The sequence below is a fragment of the Streptomyces sp. NPDC053673 genome, assembly GCF_055585225.1.
In genome coordinates this window covers 271,322-297,511 of record NZ_JBVJKN010000006.1, presented here as the reverse complement: position 1 = coordinate 297,511, position 26,190 = coordinate 271,322, and the positions used below count along the sequence as shown (strand labels likewise).

At 70.0% G+C, this 26,190-nt stretch carries 31 protein-coding genes and 1 pseudogene; 16 read left to right on the top strand and 16 right to left on the bottom strand.

Going from position 1 to position 26,190, the window contains the following annotated elements; translation table 11 throughout:
• Window positions 1–163: 163 nt before the first annotated feature.
• The 3 genes from ACZ6ZQ_RS12575 to ACZ6ZQ_RS12565 are packed head-to-tail and all read right to left on the bottom strand — an operon-like array spanning window position 164 to window position 2,619.
• Window positions 164–457, bottom strand: a complete 294-nt coding sequence (locus ACZ6ZQ_RS12575) for a hypothetical protein (protein ID WP_469768503.1) — start codon at window positions 455–457, stop codon at window positions 164–166.
• The gene (locus ACZ6ZQ_RS12570; protein WP_469768502.1) at window positions 439–1,128 is read right to left on the bottom strand and encodes a hypothetical protein; all 690 of its coding nucleotides are present in this window, start codon (window positions 1,126–1,128) and stop codon (window positions 439–441) included. Before ACZ6ZQ_RS12570 ends, ACZ6ZQ_RS12575 begins: the two co-directional genes overlap by 19 nt.
• Before the next feature lie 57 nt (window positions 1,129–1,185).
• On the bottom strand, window positions 1,186–2,619 hold the full coding sequence (locus ACZ6ZQ_RS12565) for an MFS transporter (protein ID WP_469768501.1): 1,434 nt from the start codon (window positions 2,617–2,619) through the stop codon (window positions 1,186–1,188).
• Window positions 2,620–2,736: 117 nt separating this feature from the next.
• Between ACZ6ZQ_RS12565 and ACZ6ZQ_RS12560 the strand changes: the two genes are divergently transcribed.
• A complete protein-coding gene (locus ACZ6ZQ_RS12560) occupies window positions 2,737–3,216 on the top strand; it encodes a MarR family winged helix-turn-helix transcriptional regulator (protein WP_469768500.1) in 480 nt (159 codons plus the stop codon).
• 173 nt (window positions 3,217–3,389) lie between these two features.
• On the opposite strand, the gene ACZ6ZQ_RS12555 is transcribed toward ACZ6ZQ_RS12560, so the two are convergent.
• Window positions 3,390–4,277, bottom strand: a complete 888-nt coding sequence (locus ACZ6ZQ_RS12555) for an SDR family oxidoreductase (RefSeq protein ID WP_469768499.1) — start codon at window positions 4,275–4,277, stop codon at window positions 3,390–3,392.
• A 79-nt stretch (window positions 4,278–4,356) separates the two neighbouring features.
• Window positions 4,357–5,133 carry an SDR family oxidoreductase gene (locus ACZ6ZQ_RS12550; protein WP_469768498.1) on the bottom strand — a complete coding sequence of 259 codons (777 nt, stop codon included), beginning with the start codon at window positions 5,131–5,133 and terminating at the stop codon, window positions 4,357–4,359.
• Window positions 5,134–5,199: 66 nt separating this feature from the next.
• Between ACZ6ZQ_RS12550 and ACZ6ZQ_RS12545 the strand changes: the two genes are divergently transcribed.
• Genes ACZ6ZQ_RS12545 through ACZ6ZQ_RS12525 form a run of 5 tightly spaced genes read left to right on the top strand, consistent with a single transcriptional unit; the run spans window position 5,200 to window position 9,569 of the window.
• Entirely contained in the window at window positions 5,200–5,961 is a 762-nt protein-coding gene (locus ACZ6ZQ_RS12545; RefSeq protein WP_469768497.1) for an enoyl-CoA hydratase family protein, read from the top strand.
• Window positions 5,962–5,963: 2 nt separating this feature from the next.
• Window positions 5,964–6,815, top strand: coding sequence for a CoA transferase subunit A (locus tag ACZ6ZQ_RS12540; RefSeq protein WP_469768537.1), 852 nt, complete (start codon window positions 5,964–5,966; stop codon window positions 6,813–6,815).
• The gene (locus ACZ6ZQ_RS12535) at window positions 6,812–7,573 is read left to right on the top strand and encodes a CoA-transferase subunit beta (protein WP_469768496.1); all 762 of its coding nucleotides are present in this window, start codon (window positions 6,812–6,814) and stop codon (window positions 7,571–7,573) included. The genes ACZ6ZQ_RS12540 and ACZ6ZQ_RS12535 overlap by 4 nt, the downstream gene beginning before the upstream one ends.
• Window positions 7,574–7,581: 8 nt before the next feature.
• Window positions 7,582–8,631 carry an NAD(P)H-dependent flavin oxidoreductase gene (locus ACZ6ZQ_RS12530; protein ID WP_469768536.1) on the top strand — a complete coding sequence of 350 codons (1,050 nt, stop codon included), beginning with the start codon at window positions 7,582–7,584 and terminating at the stop codon, window positions 8,629–8,631.
• Between the two features lie 32 nt (window positions 8,632–8,663).
• A complete protein-coding gene (locus ACZ6ZQ_RS12525) occupies window positions 8,664–9,569 on the top strand; it encodes a tyrosine-protein phosphatase (RefSeq protein ID WP_469768495.1) in 906 nt (301 codons plus the stop codon).
• Window positions 9,570–9,599: 30 nt separating this feature from the next.
• On the opposite strand, the gene ACZ6ZQ_RS12520 is transcribed toward ACZ6ZQ_RS12525, so the two are convergent.
• On the bottom strand, window positions 9,600–11,168 hold the full coding sequence (locus ACZ6ZQ_RS12520) for a DEAD/DEAH box helicase (RefSeq protein WP_469768494.1): 1,569 nt from the start codon (window positions 11,166–11,168) through the stop codon (window positions 9,600–9,602).
• Window positions 11,169–11,256: 88 nt separating this feature from the next.
• Window positions 11,257–11,460, bottom strand: coding sequence for a cold-shock protein (locus ACZ6ZQ_RS12515; RefSeq protein ID WP_053661143.1), 204 nt, complete (start codon window positions 11,458–11,460; stop codon window positions 11,257–11,259).
• A gap of 382 nt (window positions 11,461–11,842) precedes the next feature.
• Between ACZ6ZQ_RS12515 and ACZ6ZQ_RS12510 the strand changes: the two genes are divergently transcribed.
• Window positions 11,843–12,163: a hypothetical protein gene (locus ACZ6ZQ_RS12510; RefSeq protein ID WP_469768493.1), complete on the top strand. Its 321-nt coding sequence runs from the start codon at window positions 11,843–11,845 to the stop codon at window positions 12,161–12,163.
• A complete protein-coding gene (locus ACZ6ZQ_RS12505; protein ID WP_469768492.1) occupies window positions 12,156–12,407 on the top strand; it encodes a hypothetical protein in 252 nt (83 codons plus the stop codon). The genes ACZ6ZQ_RS12510 and ACZ6ZQ_RS12505 overlap by 8 nt, the downstream gene beginning before the upstream one ends.
• 18 nt (window positions 12,408–12,425) lie before the next feature.
• On the opposite strand, the gene ACZ6ZQ_RS12500 is transcribed toward ACZ6ZQ_RS12505, so the two are convergent.
• From ACZ6ZQ_RS12500 to ACZ6ZQ_RS12490, 3 genes are read right to left on the bottom strand one after another with little or no spacing between them, the layout of a single operon-like run.
• Window positions 12,426–13,583 carry an acetyl-CoA C-acetyltransferase gene (locus ACZ6ZQ_RS12500; protein ID WP_469768491.1) on the bottom strand — a complete coding sequence of 386 codons (1,158 nt, stop codon included), beginning with the start codon at window positions 13,581–13,583 and terminating at the stop codon, window positions 12,426–12,428.
• Window positions 13,584–13,591: 8 nt separating this feature from the next.
• Window positions 13,592–14,221: a TetR/AcrR family transcriptional regulator gene (locus ACZ6ZQ_RS12495; RefSeq protein WP_469768490.1), complete on the bottom strand. Its 630-nt coding sequence runs from the start codon at window positions 14,219–14,221 to the stop codon at window positions 13,592–13,594.
• Window positions 14,222–14,236: 15 nt separating this feature from the next.
• Window positions 14,237–15,052: an SDR family oxidoreductase gene (locus tag ACZ6ZQ_RS12490; RefSeq protein WP_469768489.1), complete on the bottom strand. Its 816-nt coding sequence runs from the start codon at window positions 15,050–15,052 to the stop codon at window positions 14,237–14,239.
• Window positions 15,053–15,114: 62 nt separating this feature from the next.
• Here ACZ6ZQ_RS12490 and ACZ6ZQ_RS12485 point away from each other — a divergent pair, with 62 nt between their 5' ends.
• Both ACZ6ZQ_RS12485 and ACZ6ZQ_RS12480 read left to right on the top strand, forming a co-directional pair.
• Complete coding sequence (locus ACZ6ZQ_RS12485) at window positions 15,115–16,266, top strand: acyl-CoA dehydrogenase family protein (RefSeq protein ID WP_469768488.1); 1,152 nt, start codon at window positions 15,115–15,117, stop codon at window positions 16,264–16,266.
• A 126-nt stretch (window positions 16,267–16,392) separates the two neighbouring features.
• A complete protein-coding gene (locus ACZ6ZQ_RS12480; RefSeq protein WP_469768487.1) occupies window positions 16,393–17,382 on the top strand; it encodes an acyl-CoA dehydrogenase family protein in 990 nt (329 codons plus the stop codon).
• 136 nt (window positions 17,383–17,518) lie between these two features.
• Here the strand turns inward: ACZ6ZQ_RS12480 and ACZ6ZQ_RS12475 are convergent.
• Both ACZ6ZQ_RS12475 and ACZ6ZQ_RS12470 read right to left on the bottom strand, forming a co-directional pair.
• A pseudogene (locus ACZ6ZQ_RS12475) lies at window positions 17,519–17,797 on the bottom strand (pyridoxamine 5'-phosphate oxidase family protein); the annotation flags it as partial.
• 73 nt (window positions 17,798–17,870) lie between these two features.
• Window positions 17,871–18,410: an AAA family ATPase gene (locus ACZ6ZQ_RS12470; RefSeq protein WP_469768486.1), complete on the bottom strand. Its 540-nt coding sequence runs from the start codon at window positions 18,408–18,410 to the stop codon at window positions 17,871–17,873.
• A gap of 133 nt (window positions 18,411–18,543) precedes the next feature.
• Between ACZ6ZQ_RS12470 and ACZ6ZQ_RS12465 the strand changes: the two genes are divergently transcribed.
• The 6 genes from ACZ6ZQ_RS12465 (at window position 18,544) to tgmC (ending at window position 23,533) form a co-directional block, all read left to right on the top strand.
• On the top strand, window positions 18,544–19,779 hold the full coding sequence (locus tag ACZ6ZQ_RS12465) for a helix-turn-helix domain-containing protein (protein WP_469768485.1): 1,236 nt from the start codon (window positions 18,544–18,546) through the stop codon (window positions 19,777–19,779).
• A 679-nt stretch (window positions 19,780–20,458) separates the two neighbouring features.
• On the top strand, window positions 20,459–20,587 hold the full coding sequence (locus ACZ6ZQ_RS12460) for a hypothetical protein (protein ID WP_469768484.1): 129 nt from the start codon (window positions 20,459–20,461) through the stop codon (window positions 20,585–20,587).
• 194 nt (window positions 20,588–20,781) lie between these two features.
• Window positions 20,782–21,003 (top strand): hypothetical protein, encoded by a 222-nt coding sequence (locus ACZ6ZQ_RS12455; protein ID WP_469768483.1) that lies wholly within the window; start codon window positions 20,782–20,784, stop codon window positions 21,001–21,003.
• Window positions 21,004–21,184: 181 nt separating this feature from the next.
• Window positions 21,185–21,448: a putative ATP-grasp-modified RiPP gene (gene tgmA / locus ACZ6ZQ_RS12450; protein WP_469768482.1), complete on the top strand. Its 264-nt coding sequence runs from the start codon at window positions 21,185–21,187 to the stop codon at window positions 21,446–21,448.
• A gap of 10 nt (window positions 21,449–21,458) precedes the next feature.
• Window positions 21,459–22,412, top strand: a complete 954-nt coding sequence (tgmB, locus tag ACZ6ZQ_RS12445; RefSeq protein ID WP_469768481.1) for an ATP-grasp ribosomal peptide maturase — start codon at window positions 21,459–21,461, stop codon at window positions 22,410–22,412.
• The gene (tgmC, locus tag ACZ6ZQ_RS12440) at window positions 22,409–23,533 is read left to right on the top strand and encodes an ATP-grasp peptide maturase system methyltransferase (protein ID WP_469768480.1); all 1,125 of its coding nucleotides are present in this window, start codon (window positions 22,409–22,411) and stop codon (window positions 23,531–23,533) included. Before tgmB ends, tgmC begins: the two co-directional genes overlap by 4 nt.
• A gap of 277 nt (window positions 23,534–23,810) precedes the next feature.
• On the opposite strand, the gene ACZ6ZQ_RS12435 is transcribed toward tgmC, so the two are convergent.
• From ACZ6ZQ_RS12435 to ACZ6ZQ_RS12420, 4 genes are all read right to left on the bottom strand, one after another.
• Complete coding sequence (locus ACZ6ZQ_RS12435; RefSeq protein WP_469768479.1) at window positions 23,811–24,224, bottom strand: VOC family protein; 414 nt, start codon at window positions 24,222–24,224, stop codon at window positions 23,811–23,813.
• A gap of 62 nt (window positions 24,225–24,286) precedes the next feature.
• Window positions 24,287–25,009 carry a VWA domain-containing protein gene (locus tag ACZ6ZQ_RS12430; RefSeq protein WP_469768478.1) on the bottom strand — a complete coding sequence of 241 codons (723 nt, stop codon included), beginning with the start codon at window positions 25,007–25,009 and terminating at the stop codon, window positions 24,287–24,289.
• 46 nt (window positions 25,010–25,055) lie between these two features.
• Complete coding sequence (locus tag ACZ6ZQ_RS12425) at window positions 25,056–25,268, bottom strand: DUF397 domain-containing protein (protein WP_469768477.1); 213 nt, start codon at window positions 25,266–25,268, stop codon at window positions 25,056–25,058.
• Window positions 25,265–26,095: a helix-turn-helix domain-containing protein gene (locus ACZ6ZQ_RS12420; protein WP_469768476.1), complete on the bottom strand. Its 831-nt coding sequence runs from the start codon at window positions 26,093–26,095 to the stop codon at window positions 25,265–25,267. The genes ACZ6ZQ_RS12425 and ACZ6ZQ_RS12420 overlap by 4 nt, the downstream gene beginning before the upstream one ends.
• Between the last annotated feature and the right edge of the window lie 95 nt (window positions 26,096–26,190).

Below are 26,190 nucleotides of genomic sequence, written 5' to 3'. Positions count from 1 at the left end.
GACTCGGACACACATCCGCGGCACCGATGCCTCACCACGCGACTCCTCACCACGCGGCACCTCGCCATCCGAGCCTCGCCATCCGGCGCCTCGTCGATCGCAGCGGGATCCCCGGCGGGCGAGCGGCCCGCCGGAGCTCATGCTCCGGCGGGCCGCGGCCCGTTCACTTGACGGTGACGACGGTGTGCATGCCCCGCGCGGCGAGCCTGCTTCCGTCCACCGCGCTGCCGACCCAGGTGACCAGCGCCCACTCACCGGGGGTGAGCGGCATCCGGAGCACGGTGGAGCGGCCGGGCGAGACCGGAGGGGTGCCGACGTTCGCGTACGGGTCGAACGGCGGATCGCCCCAGTCGGGCGCGGTGAAGAACTTGTCGACATCGGCGTCCGTCTTCCCGGGGAACAGCTTGTGGAAGGCGGCCTCGTTGACCTGCCCGGGCATCACGTTGACGAAGCGCACCGGCTCCCCGCCGCCCAGCGTGGGGGGTGCCAGGAAGCGGGGTCCGACGCCCGGGACGGTCTGCGAAACGACGGTCGCGCCGGCCCGCGGGAGCTGCCCTTCCGGTGTCCCGGAGACCGCGAGCACAGGACGCGCTCCTGCCCCGTCGGCAGGGCGTCGTCCTCGAAGTCCCGGTATTCGAGCAGGTGGTACGTGCCCGGCTGCAGCACCTGGCTGAAGGAGCCGGGGCTTCCGGGCAGGGTCAGGGCGCCGCCCAGCAGCTCCGCCTGGTCCGTCACCTCCTTGTTGCCCTCGACGACAACGGCGGGGTCGTCGGAGAACGCCTTCCTCATGGCGGTGCGGAAGGCTGCGAGCGAGGCGCCCTTACGGAGCCGGACCAGTCCCACATGGCCCGACCGCGCGTCGGTGGTGGACACCCGGAAGGTGGCGGGGCCAGGGCGGGCGGCGCCCGGTGCGACCAAGTCGTCGGCGGTCGCGGTGACATCGACGGCGGGTCGCGTCTTCTGCTGCGACACGGGCCCGGCTGCCGGTACGGCACTCGGTCCCGGTACTGCCCCGGCCGCCGGTACGGCACTCGGTCCCGGTACGGCACTGGCTGCCGGTGCACCGACGGCGGCGGCGAGCAGCGTGGCCAGGGCGAGGGCGGCGGTCCGGGATTTCCTTGCGGTCATGGGAAAGCCTCCTGGGCTCGGTTCGGGAGGTGGACCGTGCAATGCGCGGGAGGGGGATCAGGCGTCCTGACCGGCCGCGGTGCGCGGGAGGGCCAGGCAGAGGACGGCGCAGAGGACGAACGCGGCGACCACCCACGGCATCGCCGTCGACAGCGCGTCCGTCAGGCCGCCCGTCGTGTGCTCGAAGAAGACGGTGCCGATCACGGCCGCGCCGAGTGCGCCGCCGAACTGCTGGGCCGTGGAGAAGATTCCGGAAGCACCGCCCGCGATGTCGCCCGGGACGGCGGACAGGACGACGTTCACCAGCGGGACGACCAGGAAGCCGAGGCCGGCGCCTGCGATGACCAGACCGGGAACCAGCGGCCAGGCGCCGGTGTGGGTGGCGTCGGACTGCGTCACCGCGTACCAGACCCAGGCAAAGCCGCCGGCCATCATCAGTGCGCCCGCGGCCAGCACCAGCCGTCCGGCCCTGACGGCGAGGGTGTCGGCGGCCGGGGCGGTGAGGAAGCCGCCGACCGAGAAGGCGACCGTGACGAGGCCCGCCTGCATCGGGGTGTAGCCCTCGCTGCCCTGCAGCCAGATCGCGAAGACCAGGAAGAAGCCCTGCATACCGATCGCGAACAGCATCTGCACGGCCACACCGACGGAGAACGCGGGGAGCCGGAACGCGCGGTCCGGCAGCAGCGGTACCGTCGCACCGCGCCGGCGCGCCTCGAACAGCCCCAGTCCTACGACGGTCAGCACACCGGCGGCCAGGCAGATCCAGCCCCACAACGGCCAGCCGTTGGAGCGCCCCTGCACCAGCGGCAGGACGATGGCGACCAGACCTCCCGCCAGCACCAGGCTGCCCAGGACATCCGGCCGGCCCGCCGAGCGCTCCTTCGTCACCGGTACGAGTACGGCCCCGGCGATGAACGTGGCAACGGCCACCGGCACGTTCACCAGGAACACGGAGCGCCAGCCCCAGCCGAACAGGTCGGCGCCGGTGAGCAGTCCGCCGAGCAGCAGCCCGATCGCGGAGGCGAAGCCGGCGACGGCTCCGTACATCCCGAAGGCGGCGCCGCGCTCCTTGCCGTGGAAGAGCGTGCGGAACGAGCCGAGCACCTGCGGCATCAGCATCGCCGCCATCACGCCCTGGCACGCGCGGGCCGCGATCAGCTGCCCCGGGCTGTGCGCGACCCCACAGGCCAGACTCGCGATGCCGAAGCCCGCCGTGCCGGCGAGGAAGAGCGCCTTGCGTCCGTAGCGGTCACCGAGGTGCCCGGAGACGATGAGCGTCGCGGCGAAGCCCAGCAGATAGGCGGAGACCGTCCACTGCAGGGCGCTCTCGGAGGCACCCAGGTCGCGGCCTATCGACGGGATCGCCACATTGACGATCGTCACGTCCAGGAGGTCCATCAGCGCGGCGACCATCATGACGGCGGCGGCTGCCCAGCGGCGCGGATGGAGCGCCGCCGGGGGTGCGGCAACGGTACTGGCTGTCGTGGTCATTCCGGCTCCCTGTTTCCTGGTTTTATTTCGTTCGACCTAACGAAAGACTTGCATCCCCACAGGGGTGATCACAAGTCCTTCGTTCGACCGAACGAAATATTTTGTTAGGCTGTGCCCATGACCAGGGACAGGGACGGGGCCAGTGCACGCCGGGCCGAGGTGATCGCGACCCTGACCGAGGCGGGCCGTGACTCCAGCGCGGCGTCTGTCGCGTTCCACACGGCGATCGCGGCGAAGCAGGGCCTCGGCCCCACGGAGACCAAGACCCTCGACCTCCTCCAGCGCCACGGCGCCCTCACCGCGAAGGACCTCGCCGAGCGCTCAGGCCTCGCCCCGGCGTCGGTGACCGGCCTGGTGGACCGCCTCGAGGCCAAGGGCTACGTCCGCAGGGTCAAGCACCCGACGGACAAACGCCGGGTGCTGATCGAGTCCCGCCCGGAGAAACTGGCGGAGCTGGCTCCGCTCTTCGACGACTGGGCGCGGGAAGTCGCAGAACTCTACGAGGAGTTCACGACGGACGAGCTGGAGGTCGTGACCCGCTTCCTGACGGGGGCGACCGAGCGGCAGCGCGCGGCGACGAAGCGGCTGCTGGACTGAACCGGGGGCTCCGCCCCAGCCCCCTGGGAGAGGTGTCCGGGAGCCGGCGGCCCCCGAACCCCCTACTCGACACCCCGCTCCCGGACGCCCCATCCCCCACCGGCGGCAGCCGCACGGCAACCCGGGAGCAGGGGGCACGGGGGAGACACGGGGGACACGGTCCCCCGTTGCGACTACCGCGCTCCGTACACCGGCTGCGGCGCCTCCGACTCCGTCAGCAGTTTCAGGACCGTCTCGCCCGCCTCACCCGGCGTCCAGCGCGCGCCCTTGTCCGCGGTCGGGCCCGGGCGCCAGCCCTCCATGACCGTGATGCGGCCCGCTTCCGCCTCGAAGACGCGGCCGGTGACGCCCGCCGACGCGGCCGAGCCGAGCCAGACGACCAGCGGGGACACGTTCCCGGGGGCCATCGCGTCGAAGGCCCCGGAGTCTCCCGGCGCCGCCATCGCGTCGGCGAACGTCCGCTCGGTCATCCGGGTGCGCGCGGCCGGCGCGATCGCGTTGACCTGCACGCCGTAGCGGGCCGTTTCCGCGGCGGCGACCAGTGTGAGCCCTACGATGCCCGCCTTCGCCGCGCTGTAGTTGCCCTGGCCGACCGAGCCGAGAAGCCCCGCCCCCGAGGACGTGTTGACGACACGGGCCGCCACCCCACGGCCCGCCTTCGACTCCGCCCGCCAGTACGCCGCCGCGTGCTTCAGCGGCAGGAAGTGACCCTTCAGATGCACCCGCATCACCGCGTCCCAGTCGTCCTCGTCCAGATTGACCAGCATCCGGTCGCGCAGGAACCCCGCGTTGTTGACGAGGGTGTCGAGCCGTCCGAAGCTCTCCACCGCGGTGGCCACGAGGGACGCCGCCCCCTCCGCCGTCGCGATGTCACCGCCGTGCGCGACCGCCTCGCCGCCCAGCGCCTTGATCTCCTCGACGACGTGCACCGCCGGGCTGTCCGGTCCCGGAGCACCGTCCAGTCCCACCCCCAGGTCGTTCACCACCACCCGGGCCCCCTCCGCCGCGAACGCCAGGGCGTGCGCCCGCCCGAGCCCCCGTCCCGCACCCGTCACGATCACGACCCGGCCGTCGCAGATCCCGGCAGTCGGCCGAGCAGCCGGTCCAGAAGTCGGCCCAGCAGTCGGTCCAGAAGTCGGCTCAGCAGTCATCTCGGCTCTCTTTGTTGGCAGTTGCGGCAGCCAGGAACGCGGGCCGCTCCCCTCCCCCGTGCACCAGGAGCGACGCCCCGCTCACATACGCCGCCCGTTCCGACGCGAGGAACACCGCCGCGTCGCCGATCTCGTCCGGCTCGGCCAGCCGGCCCAGCGGCACGGTGCGCCCGGCGGCCGCCACGCCCGCCTCGTCGCCGTAGTGGATGTGGGACAGCTCCGTACGGACCATCCCGAGCACCAGCGTGTTCACCCGCACCTCGGGCGCCCATTCCACGGCCATCGACCGCGCCAGGCTCTCCAGCCCCGCCTTGGCCGCCCCGTATGCCGCGGTGCCCGGCGACGGCCGTGTCGCGCTCACGCTGCCGATCATCACGACCGACCCGCGCACCGCGCGCAGATGCTCGTACGCTGCGAGCGACGCGGTCATCGGCGCCACCAGATTCAGACCGACGACCCGGGCGTGACGCTCGGCACCACCCTCCCCGAGCAGCCGGTACGGCGTCCCGCCCGCATTGTTGACCAGCGCGTCCAGCCGCCCGTACCGCCGTACGACCCCGGTGAAGAACTCCGCCACGGCCGCCGCGTCCCGCAGGTCCACGGACACGAAACGCGCCGTACGGCCCCCCGTACCGACCGGCGCGTCCGGCGGTCTGCGGGCGCAGACGACGACCTCCGCCCCGGCCGACAGGAACGCACGGGCGATGCCTGCGCCGACGCCCCGGGTGCCACCGGTGACGACGGCGACCCTCCCCTCCAACTCCATCGGCTGCTACCTTCCTGACCCAGCATCACCTAACAAATGTTTGGTGGAAAGGTAGCTGATCCGCTCATGGGTGTCTCCACCTCAAGCCCGGAGAAGGGCATATCCGTCGTCACGGTCGACTTCCCACCCGTCAACGCCCTCCCCGTACAGGGCTGGTACGACCTCGCCGACACCGTCCGCACCGCCGGCCGGGACCCGGAGATCCGCTGCGTCCTGCTGACCGCCGCGGGCCGCGGCTTCAACGCGGGCGTCGACATCAAGGAGCTGCAGCGGGACACCGGGCACGCCGGGAACCCGGCACTCATCGGCGCCAACCGCGGCTGCTACGAGGCGTTCGCCGCGGTCTACGAGTGCGAGGTCCCCGTCGTCGCCGCCGTGCACGGCTTCTGTCTGGGCGGCGGGATCGGCCTCGTCGGCAACGCGGACGCGATCGTCGCGTCCGACGACGCCACCTTCGGGCTGCCGGAGCTGGACCGGGGCGCGCTCGGCGCCGCCACCCATCTCGCCCGGCTGGTCCCCCAGCATCTGATGCGCGCCCTGTACTACACCTCGCGCACGGCGACGGCCGCCGAACTGCACGCCCACGGCTCGGTCTGGAAGGTCGTCCCGCGCGGGGAACTCCACGCCGCGGCCCTGGAGCTGGCGCGCGAGATCGCGCGGAAGGACCCGTATCTGCTCCGGCTGGCCAAGGCCGCCATCAACGGCATCGACCCCGTCGACGTGCGCCGCAGCTACCGCTTCGAGCAGGGCTTCACGTTCGAGGCCGGTCTCAGCGGGACCGCCGACCGCGTCCGCGACACCTTCGGCAAGGACGAGAAGGAGGCATGAGCGTGGCCGACAAGACCATGACCGTCGACGAGGCCGTCGGGCGACTGCACAGCGGGATGACCCTCGGCATCGGCGGCTGGGGCTCCCGCCGCAAGCCGATGGCCCTGGTGAGAGCACTGCTCCGGACCGGGATCACCGACCTCACGGTCGTCTCGTACGGCGGCCCCGACGTCGGCCTGCTCGCCGCCGCCGGACGCATCCGCAAGCTTGTCGCGCCCTTCGCGACCCTCGACTCCATCCCGCTGGAGCCCCAGTTCCGTGCCGCCCGCGAGCGTGGCGCCTTCGAGATGACGGAGCTCGACGAGGCCATGTTCATGTGGGGCCTGCACGCCGCCGCGAACCGGCTGCCGTTCCTGCCCGTCCGTGCGGGCCTCGGCTCGGACGTCATGCGTGTCAACCCGGAGCTGCGGACGGTGACTTCGCCCTACGACGACGGCGAGGAGTTCGTCGCCGTACCCGCCCTCCGCCTGGACGCCGCCCTGGTCCACCTGAACCGCGCCGACCGGCTCGGCAACGGCCAGTACCTGGGCCCCGACCCGTACTTCGACGACCTCTTCTGCGAGGCCGCCGACGCCGCGTACGTCTCCTGCGAGCAACTCGTCGAAACCGCCGAGCTCACCAAGGACGCCGCCCCGCAGACCCTTCTCGTCAGCCGCCACAGCGTCACCGGCGTCGTCGAGGCCCCGAACGGCGCGCACTTCACGTCATGCGTCCCCGATTCCGGCCGCGACGAGGCCTTCCAGAAGCTGTACGCGACCATGCCCTGGCCCGACTTCGCCCGGCGCTTCCTGTCCGGCGGGAGCGAGCACGACTACCAGCGCGCCGTCCAGGCCTGGCACGAGGAGCAGCGATGACCACGACCGTCACTCGTGGGCCTCTTCTCCCACCCACCCGGGCCGAGTACTGCGTGATCGCCTGCGCCGAGGCCTGGCGCGACAACGGCGAGGTCCTGGCCAGCCCCATGGGTCTGATCCCGTCCATCGGCGCCCGCCTCGCCAGGCGCACCTTCTCCCCCGGTCTGCTCCTGACGGACGGCGAGGCGATGCTCGTCGGGCCGGACGGCACCGTGGAGGGCTGGCTGCCGTACCGCCGCCATCTCACGATGGTCACGGGCGGCAAGCGGCACGTCATGATGGGCGCGAGCCAGATCGACCGGTACGGCAACCAGAACATCTCCTGCATCGGCGACTGGTCCCGTCCGACGCGCCAGCTGCTCGGGGTGCGGGGTGCCCCGGTCAACACCCTCAACAATCCGGTGAGTTACTGGGTGCCACGGCACTCCACCCGGGTCTTCGTCGAGAAGGTCGACATGGTGAGCGGCGTCGGTCACGACCACGCGGCCGGGGCCGGTCCCTCCGCGACGCGTTACCACCGCATCCCGCGCGTCGTCAGCGACCTCGGCGTCTTCGACTTCGCGACACCGGACCGCTCGATGCGGCTCGCGTCCCTGCACCCGGGTGTGACGGTCGAGCAGATCCGGGAAGCCACCGCCTTCGATCTGACGATCGCCGAAGACGTCCCGAACACCCGCGAACCGGCCCCCGCCGAGTTGCGCCTCATCCGCGAGGTCATCGATCCGGCCGGTGCCCGCGACCGCGAGGTCAGAGCGTGACGGCCCCGCTGGAGACCCCGCTCACCAAGCTCACCGGCGTCCGGCACCCCATCGTCCAGACCGGTATGGGCTGGGTGGCCGGCCCCCGGCTCGTCTCCGCGTCCGCGAACGCCGGGGCGCTCGGCATCCTCGCCTCCGCGACGATGACCACCGAGCAGCTGAAGGGGGCCGTACGCGAGGTCAAGTCCCGTACGGACGCGCCTTTCGGTGTCAACCTGCGGGCCGACGCCGGCGACGCACGGGAGCGGGTGCGGATCATCATCGACGAGGGCGTACGGGTCGCCTCCTTCGCCCTCGCCCCCTCGCGCGAGCTGATCGCCGAGCTGAAGGACGCGGGCGTGGTCGTCATCCCGTCCATCGGCGCCCGCCGGCACGCCGAGAAAGTGGCGGCATGGGGCGCGGACGCGGTGATCGTGCAGGGCGGAGAGGGCGGCGGGCACACCGGGGACGTCGCCACGACCGTGCTGCTGCCGCAGGTGGTGGACGCGGTCGACATCCCGGTGGTCGCGGCTGGGGGCTTCCACGACGGACGGGGACTGGTGGCGGCGCTCGCCTACGGGGCGGCGGGCATCGCCATGGGCACCCGTTTCCTCCTCACCTCCGACTCGACCGTGCCGGACGCCGTCAAGGCCCGCTATCTCGCGGCGTCGGTGAAGGACGTCACCGTCACGACGGCCGTCGACGGGCTGCCGCACCGGATGCTCCGTACGGACCTGGTCGACGCGCTGGAACGGTCGGGCCGCACCCGGGCGCTGCTGCACGCGCTGCACAGAGCGGCCGGCTTCAAGAAGTTCTCGGGGCTGTCCTGGGCCGCGATGGTCCGCGACGGACTCGCGATGAAACACGGCAAGGGCCTGTCCTGGAGCCAGGTCCTGCTCGCCGCGAACACGCCCATGCTCCTGAAGGCCTCGATGGTCGAGGGCCGCACCGACCTCGGCGTCATGGCGTCCGGGCAGGTGGCGGGGGTGATCGAGGACCTCCCCAGCTGCTCGGAGCTCATCACCCGCGTGATGTCCGAGGCCGAGCACGTGCTCCGCGCCCTGCCGACCGCAGGGTGACCAACCCTCATACCCCGCACGGGAGTTCCGTCATGCCACTCACACGACGCGCACTGCTGAGCACCGCCTGCACCACCTGCGCCGCCGCCTTGCTGGCGTCCGCCGCCCCCGCGGCGTCCGCGCGCCCCCGCCAGGCGCATCTCCCGCTCCAGGCGCATCTCCCGCTCCAGGGCGCGGTCAACGTCCGTGATCTGGGCGGCCACCCGACCTGGTCAGGAGACCGGGTGCGTCACGGACTGGTCCACCGCGCCGACGCCCTGAGCAGGCTCACCGACGCCGACGTCACCACGCTGGCCGGACTGGGGCTGCGCAGGGTCGTCGACTACCGCATCCCGCTGGAGCTCCAGTACGACGGCGCCGACCGACTCCCGGCCGGCCTCGCGGTCACCTCCCGCCCGGTCACCGACAACGGGCTGTTCGCCCAGCTGCTGGCCGTCATCGGCTCGGGCGATCCGGTCAAGCAGGAGGAGATGCTCGGCAACGGCAGGGCCGCCGCGTTCATGCACGGCGTCTACCGCACGTTCGTCACGAGCGCCGAGAACCGTGACCGGTTCGGCGCGACGCTGCGCGACGCGGCGTCCACCGCCACCACGCCGTTGCTCTACCACTGCACGGCCGGCAAGGACCGCACCGGCTGGACGAGCTATCTGCTGCTCGTCGCGCTGGGCGTGCCCGAGCCACTGGCCGTACAGGACTATCTGGCGTCCAACACCTACCGGGCCGCGTACGACGCGAAGGTCCGCGAGGGCCTGAAGCAGTCCGGCCGGATGCAGAACCCGGACCTGCTGATCCCGCTGCAGGAGGTGCGCACGGAGTATCTGAACTCCGCTCTCGCGGCCGTCGACACGGAGTACGGCGGCCTCTTCGGCTATCTGACGCAGGGGCTGGGCCTGGATCTTCGTACGCTGTCGGCGCTGCGCGGGCGGCTGCTGCACTGAAGGGCGGGCCGCCGCCCGGCCATTGAGCGGCTACTGCGCGGTCCGGCGGCTCCCGGTCCGGCCCTGGGCACCGCCGGCAGCGCGGCCGCTCCCGGTCCGGCCGCGCCCTGCGGGCTGCGAGCGACGGGCCGGGGCAGCGCCTGCGCGCTTGCGCTTCGGGCGGGACTGCGCGGAGGCCTGCTTCGGCTGCGGCTGCGGCACCTCGATGGTGACGGCCACGCCGGACGGTTCGCGGGCGCCGGTCAGCCGGGCCAGTTCCTCGTCGCTGGACTTGATGCTGGCCGTGCGCGGGCTGATCCCCGCGTCCGACATCAGCCGGGTCAGCTCGCGCTTCTGGTCCGGCAGCACCAGCGTCACCACGCTGCCCGACTCGCCCGCCCGCGCGGTGCGTCCGCCGCGGTGCAGATAGTCCTTGTGATCCATGGGTGGATCGACGTTCACGACCAGGTCCAGGTCGTCCACGTGGATGCCGCGGGCCGCCACGTTGGTCGCCACGAGCGCGGTGACCTGCCCGTTCTTGAACTGGTCGAGGGTGCGGTTGCGCTGCGGCTGGGTCCGCCCGCCGTGCAGCCCGGCAGCCCGTACGCCACTGGCCAGCAGCCGCTTGACGAGCCGGTCCACGGACCGCTTGGTGTCCAGGAAGAGGATGACCCGGCCGTCACGGGCGGCGATACGTGTGGTGACGGCCTTCTTGTCGGTCTCGTCGGCGATGTACAGGACGTGGTGGTCCATCGTGGTCACCGCGCCGGCGGACGGGTCGACCGAATGCACCACGGGGTCGCTCAGGAACTGCCGTACCAGCCGGTCGATGTTGCGGTCCAGGGTGGCCGAGAACAGCAACCGCTGCCCGCCCGGCTCCACCTGCTTCAGCAGCGCGGTGACCTGGGGCATGAAGCCCATGTCGGCCATCTGGTCGGCCTCGTCGAGCACGGTGACAGCCACCTGGTCGAGCCGGCAGTCGCCGCGCTCGATGAGGTCCTTGAGCCGTCCGGGCGTCGCCACGAGCACCTCGGCGCCGCGCCGCAGCGCACCGGCCTGCTTGGTTATCGACATCCCTCCGACGACCGTCGCGAGCCGGAGGTTGACGGCCGTCGCGTACGGGGTGAGGGCGTCCGTGACCTGCTGCGCGAGCTCCCGCGTGGGCACGAGGACCAGGGCGAGCGGCGCGTGCGCCTCGGCCCGCCGCCCGGCGGTACGGGCGAGCAGGGCGAGACCGAAGGCGAGGGTCTTGCCGGATCCGGTGCGCCCGCGGCCGAGGAGGTCACGTCCGGCAAGGGAGTTCGGCAGTGTGGCGGCCTGGATCGGGAAGGGCTCGGTCACGCCCTGGGCGGCGAGGGTCTTGAGCAGCGCGGCCGGCATGTCCAGCTCGTCGAACGCCCCGACGGCGGGCAGGGCGGGCGTGCTGGATTGCGGCAGCGCGAATTCCTGCGGCGGCGCGGCGCGGCGCACACCGGCGGAGCGCTTCGCAGAGCCTTTTGCAGAGCCCTTTGCGGAACCGTTCGCGGAACCGCTTATGGACTTCTTCGCGGACGCCTTCGGGGACTGCGTGGCGGCGCGCTTGGCCGGCCGCTTGCGTGCGGGACGTTCGGGGACAGTCATTCAATGCCTTCCTGGGCCTGAGGACAGCACAAGCCGGGGCCCGCACCGCGAAGGTACGGGCCCCGGCTGCGAGGTACGCGTCCGGGTGTCAGGCCGGGACGATGTTCTCCGCCTGCGGGCCCTTCTGGCCCTGCGTGACGTCGAAGGAGACCTTCTGGCCCTCCTGGAGCTCACGGAAGCCCGAGGTGGCGATGTTGGAGTAGTGCGCGAAGACGTCGGCGCCGCCGCCGTCCTGCTCGATGAAGCCGAAGCCCTTTTCAGCGTTGAACCACTTCACGGTTCCCGTAGCCATGTCATTCTCCCGATAGGTAAGAGGTCCCATCCGGAGATGCCGGAAAACAATAATGCGCCCGGCGGAACATTCCCGTCAGGCGCACATAAAGTTCATGGGTACCAAAACTGCAACGTCGCCAACTGTAGCACGCGCGGATCTCCCGTACGGGATCACGGCACGACGGTGCCACGGCAGAATCGCCGTCATGGACACCGTCGACATCGCCGAGCGCGTCGCCGGCACCCTGACGCTGCCTGATCGCCGGATCACCCGTTCGAGCGGAGGAAGCTGAAGCACGACAGTGCTGCTGTGCCCGGGGCTATTCTGGGCGGCGTCCGCGAACAGGCGTAGGCGGGAGATTCGTCGCATGTCGGTCCAGCACATCGATGACAATGGCCCGGTGATTCCCATGCCCGCGTTGACGCTGCCCGCGCTCCGCCAGGCGATTGCCGCGGTGGCGCCGTCCCGGCTGCCGGAGTTCTTCGAGGACATGCAGAAGGTCTTCGTACAGGCCGGTGAGGAGGACAGCGTCCTCCCCATCCGCATGTTCTATCGACGCTGGGGCGTCATCGTCGAGATCGAGCGGCACCCAGGGACTGCTCGACGGCTCCATGCGGCCGAGCAGTCCGTCAATGACGAGGACCCCGAGATCAGAACTCAGGCCATTCGCGAGGCCGGCGAGATCGTCCGCGCGGCCCACCGCGAGGTCGCGGGTGGCTGACTGGCACTGGGAGCATGACCCCGACGATCTTCTGGAAGGCCTCTCCGACGAGGCGCGCGCCACGGTCGAGCAGCTTGCGCAGGTGCTCGCGACGCGCGATTCCATGGTCTATCTCGACGGCCCGCATTACGAGGGCCGTGGCCCGGGGCTACGGACCGAGAGCCGCGGTCGCCTCATGCTCACCTACCTCACGGACGTGCGCGGGCAGCGTGTCGTCATCGTCCATGTGACCTGGCTCGACTGAGTGCCGCCTACGCGGCCGCTACAGCCGCTCGATGATCGTCACGTTCGCCTGGCCGCCGCCCTCGCACATCGTCTGCAGCCCGAACCGCCCACCCGTGCGCTCCAGTTCGTGCAGCAGCGTCGTCATCAGTTTCACGCCGGTCGCACCCAGCGGATGGCCCAGGGCGATCGCGCCGCCGTTCACGTTCACACGGGCCGGGTCGGCGCCGGTCTCCTTGAGCCAGGCGAGGACGACCGGGGCGAAGGCCTCGTTGATCTCGACCAGGTCGATGTCGTCGATGGAGAGGCCGGTCTTCTTCAGCGCGTGGGCGGTCGCCGGGATGGGCGCGGAGAGCATACGGATCGGGTCCTCGCCGCGGACCGAGAGGTGGTGGACGCGGGCGCGCGGGGTCAGGCCGTGCTCCCGCACCGCGCGTTCGCTCGCGAGCAGCATGGCCGCGGCGCCGTCCGAGACCTGGGAGGAGCAGGCGGCGGTGATCGTGCCGCCTTCCATGACCGGCTGGAGGGCGGCCATCTTCTCCAGGGAGGTGTCGCGGCGCGGGCCCTCGTCCACGGTGACGTCGCCGTAGGCCACCGTCTCCCGCTCGAAGCGGCCCTCGTCGATCGCGCGGATGGCCCGCCGGTGGGAGCGGAGGGCGAACTCCTCCATGTCGACCCGGGAGATGCCCCACTTCCGTGCGATGAGCTCCGCGCCGTGGAACTGGTTGACGGGTGCGTCGCCGTACCGTGCCCGCCAGCCCTGCGAGCTGTGGAAGGGGCCGTCGGCCAGCCCGAGCGGTTCGGCGGCCTGCCGGGACGCGAAGGCGATCGGGATCTGTGTCATGTTCTGCACACCGCCGGCGACCACGAGGTCCTGGGTGCCGGACATGACGCCCTGGGCCGCGAAGTGCACCGCCTGCTGGGAGGAACCGCACTGGCGGTCGACGGTGACGCCGGGCACCTCCTCGGGGAGTCCGGCCGCCAGCCAGCACGTGCGGGCGATGTCACCGGCCTGCGGACCGACCGTGTCCAGGCAGCCGAAGACGACGTCCTCCACGGCGACCGGGTCGATACCGGACCGTGTGACCAGGGCCTTCAGGACGTGTGCGCCGAGGTCGGCGGGGTGCACGGCCGCGAGGCCGCCCTTTCGCCGGCCGACCGGGGTGCGTACCGCTTCGACTATGTAGGCCTCGGCCATGACAACTCCTACGGTTGTGGTGATGTCTCTCGTACGGAGATGCCGTCCAGCACCATCGACAGGTACTGGCGGGCGATCTCGTCCGGGCTGTGCTGTCCGCCCGGCCGGTACCAGGACGCCGCGACCCACACCGTGTCGCGGACGAACCGGTAGGTGAGCCGGATGTCCAGGTCCTCGCGGAAGACGCGGGTGGCGACCCCGCGCTCCAGCGTCCCGAGCCACGCCTTCTCGAACTTCTGCTGCGAGTCGGCGAGATAGTGGAAGCGGGGCTGCGCGGACAGGTGCCGGGACTCCTTCTGGTAGATCGCGACGGCGGCGCGGTGCCGGTCGATCTCGCGGAACGACTCGGTGACGAGCGCCTCGATCGTCTCCCGCGGCCCGAGCCCGGCCGCGAGGACCGCGTCGTAGCCCTCCCACAGTTCGTCGAGGAAGGTGGAGAGGATCTCGTCGAGCATCGATTCCTTGGAATCGAAGTGGTAGTAGAGGCTGCCCGCGAGCATCCCCGCCGCGTCCGCGATCTTGCGGACCGTGGTGGCGTTGTAGCCCTGGGCCGCGAACACCTCGGCCGCGGTGTCGAGCAGCTCGCGTCGCCGCTCGGGCGAGGCGGTCACCTGGGTCTTCTTCTTGGTCGTAGGCACGTGCCCATTCTGGTCCTACGCGTGCTGGGAGCTGACGGACACGGTCTCGCCGGTCATGTACGAGGAGTAGCCGCTGGCCAGGAAGACGATGACGTTGGCGACCTCCCAGGGCTCCGCGTACCGGCCGAAGGCCTCCTTCCCGGTGAGCTCGGTGAGCAGCTCGGCCGAGGTGACCTTCACCAGATGCGGGTGCATGGCGAGGCTCGGTGAGACCGCGTTGACCCGGACCCCGTACTCGGCCGCCTCGAGGGCCGCGCACCGGGTGAGCGCCATGACGCCGGCCTTGGCGGCGGCGTAGTGGGCCTGTCCGGCCTGGGCGCGCCAGCCGATGACGGAGGCGTTGTTGACGACGACCCCGCCGCCGCGGCCGGAGTCGCGGTCGGCGTCACGGAAGGCTTCACGGAAGGCGCGCAGGGCCGCTCGCGTGCAGCGGAAGGTGCCGCCCAGGGTGACGTCGAGGACGCGGGTCCACTGCTCGTCGGTCATGTCGACGAGCGTGGCCGTCCCGCCGAGGCCCGCGTTGTTGACGACGATGTCGAGCCCGCCGTGGATCCGGACCGCGTGTCCGAAGAGGTCCTGCACCTGGGCCTCGTCGGTGACGTCGCACGGCAGCGAGGCGACCGCTTCGGCCCCGAACTCCCCGGCGAGCGTCTCCTCGGTCTCCTTGAGCCGGCGTGCGTGCGCGTCGCTGATGAGGACTCGCGCGCCCTCCTCCAGGAACCTGCGGGCGGTGGCACCGCCGATCCCGGCCCCGGCTGCCGCGGTGATGACGGCGGTACGGCCGTCCAGCAGCGCGTGCCCCGGCACGTACTGAGCCTTGTTGTCCGTCACACCGGCACGTTAACCTACCAAACACTTGTTAGGGAAGGTGTTCCGAGGAGGGACGGCACTCCATGGACCTGACGCACACGGCGGACGAGGACGCGCTCCGCTCACAGGCCCGGGAGTGGCTGCGCGCGCACGTCCCCGACCGGCCCCTGCCGTCGCTGGAGACGGAGGAGGGCTTCGCCGCGCACCGGGAGTGGGAGGCGGAGCTGTACGCCGACCGCTGGTCGGTGGTGTCCTGGCCACAGCGGTACGGGGGCCGGGGCGTCGACATCTTCCAGTGGCTGGTCTTCGAGGAGGAGTACTACGCGGCGGGCGCGCCCGGCCGGGTCTCCCAGAACGGCATCAACCTCCTCGCCCCGACCCTCTTCGACCACGGCACGGAGGAGCAGCGGGCCCGGGTGCTGCCGTCGATGGCGAGCGGCGAGGTGATCTGGGCCCAGGCGTGGTCGGAGCCGGAGTCGGGCTCGGACCTCGCGTCGCTGACGTCCCGGGCGGTACGGACGGACGGCGGCTGGCTGCTGTCGGGCCAGAAGACATGGTCGTCACGGGCGGCCTTCGCGGACCGGGCGTTCGGCATCTTCCGGACCGACCCCGACGCCGGCAAACCCCACCGGGGTCTGACGTATCTGATGTTCGACCTGCGGGCGCCGGGTGTGACGGTCCGCCCGGTCCGCCGGCTCGACGGCAAGCCGGCCTTCGCCGAGCTGTTCCTGGACGAGGTGTTCGTACCGGACGAGGACGTGATCGGCGAGCCGGGGCAGGGCTGGCGTATCGCCATGTCGACAACCGGCAACGAACGCGGCCTCACGCTCCGCTCCCCCGGCCGTTTCCTGGCCGCCGCCGACCGGCTGGTGGAGCTGTGGCGCTCGGCCGCCGACCCGGCCGACACCGCGCTGCGCGACCGGGTCGCGGACGCGGTGATCGGCGCACGGGCGTATCAGCTGTTCACCTGTGCCAATGCCGCACGGTTCGCGGCGAGCGCGGTCATCGGCGCCGAGTCGAGCCTGAACAAGGTCTTCTGGTCCGAGTACGACATAGCCCTGCACGAGACCGCGCTCGATCTGCTGGGCGGGGAGGGCGAACTCGCGGACGGGCCGGGCGAGTGGGCGGAGGGGTACGTGTTCTCGCTGGCCGGCCCCATCTACGCCGGGACGAACGAGATCCAGCGCGACATCATCGCCGAGCGGCTGCTCGGGCTGCCGAAGGGGCGCCGCTGATGCGGGGGTTGTCCGGGAGGACGCCCCCGGGCCCCCGGCCGGCGCGCCCTGGCGCGGCTGTGCCTGTGGCTGTGCCCATGGCTGTGGCTGTGCCCGTGTCCCGACCGATCCGCGAGGAGGCACCCCGTGAGGTTCCTGCTGACCGACGAGCAACAGGCCTTCGCCCGTTCGCTGGATGCCATGCTGAAAGCCGCGGACACCCCTGCGGCGGCTCGCGCCTGGGCCGCCGGGAACGCCTCGCCCGGGCGTGCGCTGTGGGCCCGGCTCGCCGAGGCAGGGGTCTTCGCACTGGCCGTGCCGGAGGCGTACGAGGGCGTCGGCCCGCTCCCTGTCGAACTCGCCGTCGCCTTCGTGGAGCTGGGGCGCCATGCGGTGCCGGGACCGGTGGTGGAAACAGCCGCCGCGGCGGCGCTGGTCGCCGGGCTGGGTGACTCCGGGCCGGCCAAGCGGCTGCTGCCGGGCATCGCGGCGGGCGAGGTGACGGCGACACTGAAGCTGCCGGGCTCGGGACCGCACGCCCTGGACGCCGATACGGCGACCTGCGTCCTCGTGGCCGAACAGGGGAAGGACGGCGAGCCGTTCCGGCTGTGCATCGCACCCGGGCACGGGCCGGTGCGGGCCTCGGCCGACCCGGCGCGGCGACTGGCCGTACCGGACGACGGCGGGGAGGTCCTGGCCGCCGGGCCGGACGTGGCGGCAGCCGCCGCGCGCGCGGCGGACTGGGCGCGGCTCGCCACGGCCGCGCAGGCGCTCGGCACCGGGCTCGCCCTGCTGGAGCGGACCGTCGCGTACGCCGGGCAACGCACCCAGTTCGGCGCGCCGATCGGGTCGTTCCAGGCGGTCAAGCACCGGCTGGCGGACACCCTGATCGCCCTCGAGTTCGCCCGGCCGCTGCTGTTCGGGGCGGCACTGTCCATGGCGCCCGCCGATGTCGCCGCGGCGAAGGTGGCAGCTGGCGAGGCCGCATACACCGCCGCCCGCACCGCCCTCCAACTGCACGGCGCGGTCGGCTACACCGAGGAGCTGGACCTGTCCCTCTGGCTGCGCAGGGCCCGGCCGCTGCGGGACGCGTGGGGCACGCCCTCGCAGTGCCGGGCCGCGGTGCTGGAGCGCTGACCCTGGCCTTGACCTGGACCGCGCTTCAGGTCCTACGGTCCAAGTACGGCCGAGGGAAACGCTCGGTCCACGTCCGGAGCGCACCGATGGGCCGGAACGCGGGCACGCGGCACGTCACCACGCGAGCCGCTCGGCCTCAGCCCCCGGCTCGGGCGGAGTCCGTGCGCGGCGCGCTGTCGTCGTTGCCGCGCCGGACGGTCCGCAGCGCCCGGCCGGGCTGCCAGGTCCGGACGACGAGTTCGTCGCCCTCGACCGCCGTCCGCACCACCTCGGAAAGCTCCACCCGGAACAGATGGAAGGGCTGCGGCGCTCCCGCGTCCTCCACGAACGTGGCCAGCACCCCCGGGTCGGTCACCTCGACCGCCCGGCCGCCGATGCGGACGTCACCGTCCTCCATGGAGGCGTCGGCCCCGGGGTCCCCACCGTGTCCGGACCGGTCCTTGCCGGCTCGGACGACGCGTCTGCCTGGACGAGTGGCTCCGAAGTGGTCAGCGAAGGGAGTCGGTAACGAAGCGCGCCCGCTCGGCAACGGAGGCGATCGGAAGGTGTACTAGTTCGTAGGCGGTGTAGGCGGTGACCATTGACTCATAGGTACGTTCGGCTTCGTCGTAGGACTGCTTGCGCTCGCTGTCCTGTTCGTAGATCTCCGGCCAGGGGGGTGCGATGAACACACGGCGGCGGTACCGAAACCGCTGCGCGGCAGCGTGAACGTGATCCGGTACAGGCAGCCCTTCCAGTTTCAGATAGCCCACGATGTCAGGGACTCCTCGGTCGAAGAAGACGGGTGCCGTCTGTGCTGCGGCGATGCGGTATGAGCGCAGTTCCCAGCAAAGCATCAGTTCGGCGAACAGGGCTGGATCTGTCCAAGGCAGCGCTCGTCCGGCGATTGCGACCTGGTCCTGGATGATCCCGCGCCCTGCCTCGTGGGACCGCGCGTAGCCCATCCCGTGCAGGTGGTCGATCAAGGTGCTCTTCCCTGACCCGGGACCCCCGGTCAGGACTATGAACCGCTCCGACTCCGACGCCATGCAGCGAACCTTCTCGTTCTCGCAAAACCGATCACCCCAACTAAGAAGGGTGCCCAGGTCATTGTGACCGGGAGCTACCCGTCTCGCGCGGCCCTCGTGCGGGCATACGCTGGGTGTGAGGGGATGGTGACGCATGACCACCGATGAGAGTCAGAACGTCAAGAAGCTCCGCCGCTCGAAGGGGTGGAGCCAAGAAGACCTTGCCCACGAATCCGACTTGAGCGTTGCCACGATCCGCAAGGTTGAACAGGGCGGCAGCGTCCGAGTTGAGACCCTTCACGTGCTCGCTCGCGCGCTTGACGTACCGACTTCGGCGCTCTTCACCACGGAGAGCCCGACACCAGTGATTGGGGACGAGTCCAGCCGTCAGCACCTGGCCGAACTCCGTAGGGCGCTCATGCCTCCCGTGGGGTTGGCTGCCACCCTCAACGAGCTGGGGCCGGGCGATGACCTGGACACCCTGCAACGAGGCATCGGAGATGGGCACGCGCTCTACCACGCCGACCGGTACGGGTCTGTGGCCAAGATGCTGCCAAATCTCCTCCGGCGGGCCGAAGCCACCGTGGCTACCACAGAAGGCGAGGACCAACAGCGCGCCATGATCGTCCGAGGGCAAGCGCTCATGCTCGCCGGCAAGTACCTCGTTCAGATCCGCCAATACGACCTGGCCTACTACGCGTTGTCCGAAGGGATCCGGCTTGCCCGGGAGACCGGCCATACGCTGAGCGCCGCGACGGGCGTGGTCGGCATGTGCTGGCTCTTGCTGAGGCAAGACCGCTTTGACGAGAGTGAGCGACTGGCCACGCTCACCGCTGGCGACATGGAACCGGTGATCTCGAAGGCACCCCCAGGCCAGCTTGCAGTCTGGGGGGAACTGTCTCTCCGCGTGGCCTCCGCTGCCCTTCGGAACAACCGGCCAGACGTAGCCACCGAAGCGCGACGCATGGCGAGCACGGCAGCGAGCGCGCTGAACACTGAGCACATCGACTATCGGACGCACTGGACGTCCTTTGGACCGGTGACCGCTGAGCTGAAGGCCGTGGAAGACCTATCCATTATGGGGGACGCTCGCGGGGTTCTTCGTCGTGCCGATGACGGGCTTCTCAGTCAAAAGGCCGTGCGCAACTTCGGAAAGCCCAGTGCCAACAACTGGGACCGCCACCGGTTGGACGTGGCGAAGGCTCACGTAGCCGTTGGGTCCTACCAAGACGCCATGGACGAACTCACCGGACTCAAGTCCACGTCTGGAGAGTGGCTGAAGCACCAAGCCATGGCCCGGTACCTCATGAGCGACATCCTGAAGAAGCGGCCCAGAACCCTCACACGTGCCATGCGAGACATGGCGGCTCACCTGGGTGTCACAGAGTAACTATTACGGTTCGTGTCAGTTGGTAGTGACGCTCCGTCAAACTACTGTGGTGCGCCTCTGGTTGGATTCTGCACCGACTCATAGCTTCGTCACCGAAGACGGCAGCGACCGGATACGCCGGGGGTCGGCATGGCAGAGCACACGGAAAGAACCGCACCACGCGTCACGCAGCTCAGATTGCTGCCGTGGCCTACGGCAGACGGGCGCCCGTGCTACCTCAGCACGGAGGAACCACATGGGTTCCTGTCCCGGCTGGCGGACGACATGGAAACCGCCCAGCTCGCCATAGGCGCTGACATGCTCGGACACGCGCGGGACGTGATCAGCGACCGGAAGGCGAGCACACGTGAGTTGCGGTTCACTGTGGCCCGCCTGAGCGAATGCCTGTACGACGCGCTTCGAGTCGCCGACAGCCGTGGAGGGCGCCTCAGCTGGTACCTCCCTGACCCTGAAGAGCTTGCCGACTCTGAAGAGAGTGCTGAACCGGATGAGGCGCCGAAGTCGGCGACTCGAGACCGGGGTGTGGCATGACACGAAGAGTCTTCAGGTATCAGCCGTTCACCACGCAGCAGGACCCGACCCTTGAGCCGCAGTACAGCTCGGAGTGCGCTGCCGGCGACGAAGAGCCCTGTGCAGGTAAGTCGGGACCCGGCATGACGCGGACTCCGTTGATGACTGGATGCGTGCTCACATGAAGGAGACCGGTCACCGGCAGTTCCGCCGCTCCTTCGTGGACTTCGCGGAACTCGTCCCAGCACAGAAGCGTCCGGCCGGTCTCGAGCTGGCGAGAGCAGGGCGGGCGAGGTAATGACTGCCGACTTCTACTGGTGCGAGATCGTCTTATCGGCCCAAGGGCGCGACACCCTGTTACGTGGGAGCCACACGACTTCGCCACGTCTTGCCGTGCGGTGGCTCCGAAGCGAGGCGAGGCGCCTTGCGGACCTCATGGATCCGCCCCTTGACACGCCATGGCTCTCCGGTACCGGGCACGGTGTCTCGCTCGTGGTATCCACGGACGAAGAGCGGGATGCACCGGAAGAGCTGAGGGCCTGGGCCGAAGACCTGAATGACCACGCGGTCGCTATGGCCCTGCTCGCACACGGCAACCTCATTCGCATCTACACGAATGACGGACAGACCGGCGTGAGCCTGTCGGCTCGGCCCATGCCCTTGAGCTTCGTGACCGCGTGGCGGCGGTTCGCCGGGGCGTACGCGTCAGCGTGAAGGCAGGACTCCGTCCCTGCCGGACGTGGTGGATCGCGGCTCCCTCGTTTCGGTCAGAGCCTTCGGCAGGGACGGCCCACAGCTCCCGCCCCGGTGGAAGAATCCACTTCAACCCTGGACAGGTCGAGTGCCTACCGGGGCGGGTCGTAAGTGCAGTGTTCACCACGACCAAGGAGACACCTTGCAAAGCACCATCACTCAGCCGGCCCCGGCACCGTGGGGCATGCGGCGCATGACTCCGCTCAACAACGGCACCCCTTCCCCGTGGCAGTACGCGGGCATCGACCCGGAGACCCAGACGGGCCGCTGGACCGGCGCGGACGGGCAGATGACCCCGGCGGAGCTGGGCAAACACGGCACGTCCGTCAACACGTACCCGGCCACGCAGGTCAGCAAGGACGGGAAGCAGGACAGCGACTCCGGCCACGACGCGTCCCAGGACTAGGGGAAGCCGCGTGAACGGACGCCCGGTGCTGGTTGCAACTGGATTCGAAGACGCAACCGCTGATCTGGTCATTGCGGAACTGAACCGGCGCCGGGTGCCCGTTCTCCGCTTCGACCCTGGAGAGGACTTCCCGGCCAACGTCTTATTGTCGGCCCGCACAAACCCGGAGGGCTGGGGTGGTCGCCTCACGACAGGCAACCGAACGGCGGATCTTGGGAGCATCCGCGCCCTCTACCACCGGCGGCCCTCCGTCTATGCCGCACGGACTGAGGGGCAGGCGGCCAGGTTCGCCGCTCAGGAGAACCGGCGCGGGCTCGGTGGCGTGCTGGGGGCTCTCCCCGACTGTCTCTATCTCAGCCACCCCCAGGCCATCGCGCGGGCGGAGTACAAACCAGCTCAGCTCACCGCGGCAATCCGGGAAGGGCTGAACGTTCCGGTCACCGTGATCACCAACGACCCGGCCGAAGCCAGAGCCTTCACAGCTGAACAGCCAACGATCTACAAGCCGCTTCACGCCGCCGACTACGATGTTGATGGGGAGCCCGCCGGTATCTGGGCGGCCCCGGTCGAGCCCGATGAGATTGACGAGCGTGTGAGCGTCTGCGCGCACCTGTTTCAAGCCCGGGTTCCAAAGACTTCGGATGTGCGCGCGGTCGTCATCGGTGATCAGGTCTTCTGTGCCCGGATCACTGCCCCGGCCGGGGTTCTGGACTGGCGTGCGGAGTACCGGCATCTGAAGTACGAGCCGATCAAGTGCCCGGGCGGGATACGTGGGACGCTCTTGCGCTTTCTCGCCGGCTTCGGGCTGAGGTTCGGTGCCTTCGACTTCGCGTTGACCGCCGAAGACGAGTGGTGGTTCCTGGAATGCAACCCAAATGGGCAGTGGGCATGGCTGGAGCACGAAGCCGGGCTTCCGCTGACAGCGGCCCTCGCTGACCTGTTGCAACACGGAGAGAACGGATGAGTGACAAGGTTTCTTCGGAGGCGCTACGGGCGGACCTTGTCCAGCGCCTTCGCGCGTCGGGTGATCTGCGAAGCCCGGAGTGGGAAGCCGCCATCATGGCGGTACCCCGTGAAGCGTTCCTCAACGAGGGATGGTTCGAGTACGAAGACGGCGGGTGGTACCGCCCCGCGTCCCTCGCTGACGATCCGGCCCGTCTCAGGCGGGTGTACGAGGATGACACGCTTGTCACGCAGGTGGCGGGAGAGGTGTTCCCGCGGCAGGTAGAGGGCCGCATTTCCCATACCCCTACTTCGTCTTCGACGCTGCCGGGGCTTGTCATCCGGATGCTCGAAGAGCTTCAGGTCACCCAGGGCGCCCAGGTGCTGGAAATCGGCACCGGGACGGGCTACTCCACAGGGTTGCTCTCCCACGTTGTGGGAGACGACAACGTGACGTCCGTGGAGGTGGACGCCGACGTCTCCGCGCGTGCCGGTGTGGCACTCGCGGGGCTGGACTACTGGCCCACGCTCGTGGCTGGTGACGGTCTGGCCGGGCACAGAGCCGGCGCCCCCTACGACCGCGTGATCGTCACCTGTGGAGTTCGTACGGTCCCATCCGAATGGATCGAACAGACCCGTCCCGGCGGCAAGATCCTCGTAACCGTGTGCGGCTGGATGAACGCCTCCGAACTCGTCCGGCTGACCGTGGCCGACGACGGGACCGCAAGCGGCCCGGTACTGGGAGGGAAGGTCTCGTTCATGCTTGCCCGTCCCCAGATGCCTCCTCCGCTGGGCATGCTGCCGGATTTCGACACTGCGGAGGCGTCACCGACGAAGGTAGGCGGCAACGCGCTTGACGACTGGACCACGCGGTTCGTCGCGCAGTTTGCGGCTCCACGTGCCCAGCGCTTCACGTTCCCGCGCAACGGCCGTGACGAACATGTCGTCATCGACGTGGACGCAGGCGCATGGGCTGCCGTCTACGAGGAAGACGGGACGTGGTACGCCCGACAGGGAGGCTCGGTACGGCTGTGGGACGACATTGCGGCGAGAGTGACCCGTTGGAAAGAAGCGGGCTCCCCACCCTCTGAACGCCTACGGCTCCACGTTGGGCCGGGCGGACAGCACCTCACCTGGGACTGAGCCCGTCCGCCTACCAACGCCCCGTCTGTCTGTCGTTCCCCCGTGGCAGGCGGACGGGGCTCACTTCTCGTTGCTGAGGTCGTGTCGTGGAAATGCGGAGCTGTGGCTACTACCCGTGTCCTCGCGGACTGCGGTCTCGCGGACTGCGATCCACCCGCGCGACGAGGGCCTCCTGCGTGCGCGCCCCCTCGACCGCCTCCGAGCCGCGCAGCGCCGGGCCGTGGCATTCCGGGAGGCGGCTCCCGGGACACCGAGGATCTTCTCGGTCCACCAAGTGTCAGGGTTGCTCCGTCGGTTCAGCGCCCGGCACGTTCGCCGTCCCGGCCCGCTCGGCCGCGCTGCGCTCCACACAGAACTCGTTGCCCTCGGGGTCCGCGAGCGTCACCCACCCGGTGCCGTCCGGGTTGCGCCGGTCACCCACGAGCGTGGCGCCGAGCTTCAGCAGCCGCTCGACCTCCTCGTCGCGGCTACGGTCCTGCGGCTGCAGGTCGAGGTGGACCCGGTTCTTCTGGGTCTTCTTCTCGGGCACGGTCACAAAGAGGATGCCGACTCCGGGTGCCTCCACCAGCGCCTCGGGGTCGCCCGGCTGGTCCTCGTCGCTCACCGGGCACTCCAGGACCCCGGCCCAGAAGACGGCCAGCGCGTACGCGTCGGAGCTGTCGATCGTCACATGCCGCACCAAGGTAGCCATACGCGCCACGCTCGCACGGAGGACCGGACCGCCGCACCTGGATTCCGGCCTCGTCCCGACGGTCAGGACCGTACGATGCCGATCCTTCGGGCGTTCTCCAGCCACACCGGGAACTCGGACACCAGCCGGTCGTACAGCTCCGCGTCCGGCACCCGGCGCGGGTCCTGGCCCGCGTGGAAGAAGCCTGCGTTGTCGATGGACCGTTTCGCGGGGACCGCAAGTTCGTCCAGCTTGCGCAGGAAGTCGAACTGCTTGCTGCCTGGGTCGCCGAAGCCGATGAACTGCCAGAACATCGACAGTTCGGCCGCCTTGCACAGATAGCGTTCGGCGGCGAGCTTGTTGATGGGCCCACCGTCGGTCTGGAAGACGACGAGCGCCGGCGCCGTGGCGCCGCTGTCCAGGTAGTGGTCGATGACGGCGTCCATCGCCAGGTGGTAGCTCGTCTTGCCCATGTGCCCGAGACCGGCGACGATCCGGTCGATGCAGCCCTCGTGTCCGGCGAGCGCGATCTCGGTCTCCGCGTCGATGTCCGTGGAGAAGAACACGACCGGGACACGTCCGTCGTCATCGAGGTTCGCGGACAGCCCGAGCACGCGGTCGGCCAGAGCCTGGACGCTGCCGTCCTTGTAGTACGGCTTCATCGAGCCGGAGTAGTCCACCACCAGATAGACGGCCGCGCGCTGACCGCTCAGACCGTGCTTCTCCAGCGAGACGCCCGCGCTCTTGTAGAGGCTGACGAGGGCCGGGGCGGTCTCCTCCATCTTGCGCAGGCTGATGGCCGCCATGGTGCAACTCCGTTCGCCGTGCTGATGGACGTGAGGGCCGGGGCTGTCAGCCCGCGAAGGCGCTGTCCTTGACGGCGGTCACGAAGGCCGCCCAGCCCGCAGCCTTGAAGACGAGCGCGGGGCCGTCCGGGTTCTTGCTGTCGCGGACGGGAACGATCCCGGGAAGACCGGCGACCTCGACGCAACTGCCACCCGTGCCGTCGCTGTAGGACGACTTGCGCCAGACGACGTGACTCAACTCCTGTGATGCGGTGTTCATGTGTTCCCGTAGTCCTCCGCCACCGATTCCAGCAGTTCGAGGGTCGCCATCGGCGATAGTGCGGCGGCCCTTGCGAGATCGTATGACCTCTGGCAGTGCTCGACCAGAGCGGGATCGTCGATGAGCTGCCCACTGCCCGCGCCCTCTGTATAGACGACCGTCGGTCCGTCATCGAAGGACATCAGCGACACCATGCTGCCGATGAACGCCTCGTTCATCGCGGCGAAGGGCAGTACCTGAACCACCACGCGCCGGTTTCGGGCCCGTTCGGCGATGTGCAGGAGCTGCTCGCACATGCTCCCGGGTCCGCCCATCGGCGTCCGGAGGAGCGCCTCATGAAGAATCGCCCACAGGACGGGCCTGGCTGGATCTTCCAGAACCCGCTGCCGGTCCATCCTGCCCCGGACGTGGTCCTCGACGGTCGCCTGTGACGCGAAGGGCGTCGCCGTCCGCGTGATCGCCCGCGCGTAGGCCTCCGTCTGAAGCAGCCCCGGCACCAGCACCGGTGCGTACTCGCAGATCATCTTGGCCTGTCGCTCCAACTCCGCCGCGTCGGCGAAGTAGTCGGCGACCTTCGTCGTCCTGGCCAGGCGGCACAGACGCTGGAGGTGCTCCCCACTGCCCAGCACCTCGTCCAGGTGCCTCGACATCTCCAACTGCGGGCGTCTCGTCGCGTTCTCGAACTGACCGATGTACGTGGCAGAGCAGAACACCCGCTCCCCCAACTGCTCTTGCGAGAGTCGCGCGGTCTCGCGCAAGCGTCGCAGCTCCGAGCCGTAGAAGGCCCTCGGGTCGGTGTACGGATCGGTGTTCCTGGGCTCGGTCATCACCAAGGCCCCTTTCACGCAACGCACTTGCCTGCCACACAGAGCGTAGCCACCGCGGACGGCGGCTGCGGCCGAACGCAAGGAAACCGGCTCTC

Coding starts and splice junctions, on each gene's coding strand:
- tgmC (WP_469768480.1), top strand. CDS start 22,409: ATGAGTGACAAGGTTTCTTCGGAGGCGCTACGGGCGGACCTTGTCCAG.
- ACZ6ZQ_RS12460 (WP_469768484.1), top strand. CDS start 20,459: ATGCGTGCTCACATGAAGGAGACCGGTCACCGGCAGTTCCGCCGCTCC.
- ACZ6ZQ_RS12430 (WP_469768478.1), bottom strand. CDS start 25,009: ATGGCGGCCATCAGCCTGCGCAAGATGGAGGAGACCGCCCCGGCCCTC.
- ACZ6ZQ_RS12520 (WP_469768494.1), bottom strand. CDS start 11,168: ATGACTGTCCCCGAACGTCCCGCACGCAAGCGGCCGGCCAAGCGCGCC.
- ACZ6ZQ_RS12425 (WP_469768477.1), bottom strand. CDS start 25,268: ATGAACACCGCATCACAGGAGTTGAGTCACGTCGTCTGGCGCAAGTCG.
- ACZ6ZQ_RS12515 (WP_053661143.1), bottom strand. CDS start 11,460: ATGGCTACGGGAACCGTGAAGTGGTTCAACGCTGAAAAGGGCTTCGGC.
- ACZ6ZQ_RS12570 (WP_469768502.1), bottom strand. CDS start 1,128: ATGACCGCAAGGAAATCCCGGACCGCCGCCCTCGCCCTGGCCACGCTG.
- ACZ6ZQ_RS12525 (WP_469768495.1), top strand. CDS start 8,664: ATGCCACTCACACGACGCGCACTGCTGAGCACCGCCTGCACCACCTGC.
- ACZ6ZQ_RS12550 (WP_469768498.1), bottom strand. CDS start 5,133: ATGGAGTTGGAGGGGAGGGTCGCCGTCGTCACCGGTGGCACCCGGGGC.
- ACZ6ZQ_RS12470 (WP_469768486.1), bottom strand. CDS start 18,410: ATGGCGTCGGAGTCGGAGCGGTTCATAGTCCTGACCGGGGGTCCCGGG.
- ACZ6ZQ_RS12500 (WP_469768491.1), bottom strand. CDS start 13,583: ATGGCCGAGGCCTACATAGTCGAAGCGGTACGCACCCCGGTCGGCCGG.
- ACZ6ZQ_RS12565 (WP_469768501.1), bottom strand. CDS start 2,619: ATGACCACGACAGCCAGTACCGTTGCCGCACCCCCGGCGGCGCTCCAT.
- ACZ6ZQ_RS12485 (WP_469768488.1), top strand. CDS start 15,115: ATGGACCTGACGCACACGGCGGACGAGGACGCGCTCCGCTCACAGGCC.
- ACZ6ZQ_RS12560 (WP_469768500.1), top strand. CDS start 2,737: ATGACCAGGGACAGGGACGGGGCCAGTGCACGCCGGGCCGAGGTGATC.
- ACZ6ZQ_RS12535 (WP_469768496.1), top strand. CDS start 6,812: ATGACCACGACCGTCACTCGTGGGCCTCTTCTCCCACCCACCCGGGCC.
- ACZ6ZQ_RS12420 (WP_469768476.1), bottom strand. CDS start 26,095: ATGACCGAGCCCAGGAACACCGATCCGTACACCGACCCGAGGGCCTTC.
- ACZ6ZQ_RS12435 (WP_469768479.1), bottom strand. CDS start 24,224: ATGGCTACCTTGGTGCGGCATGTGACGATCGACAGCTCCGACGCGTAC.
- ACZ6ZQ_RS12545 (WP_469768497.1), top strand. CDS start 5,200: ATGGGTGTCTCCACCTCAAGCCCGGAGAAGGGCATATCCGTCGTCACG.
- ACZ6ZQ_RS12465 (WP_469768485.1), top strand. CDS start 18,544: ATGACCACCGATGAGAGTCAGAACGTCAAGAAGCTCCGCCGCTCGAAG.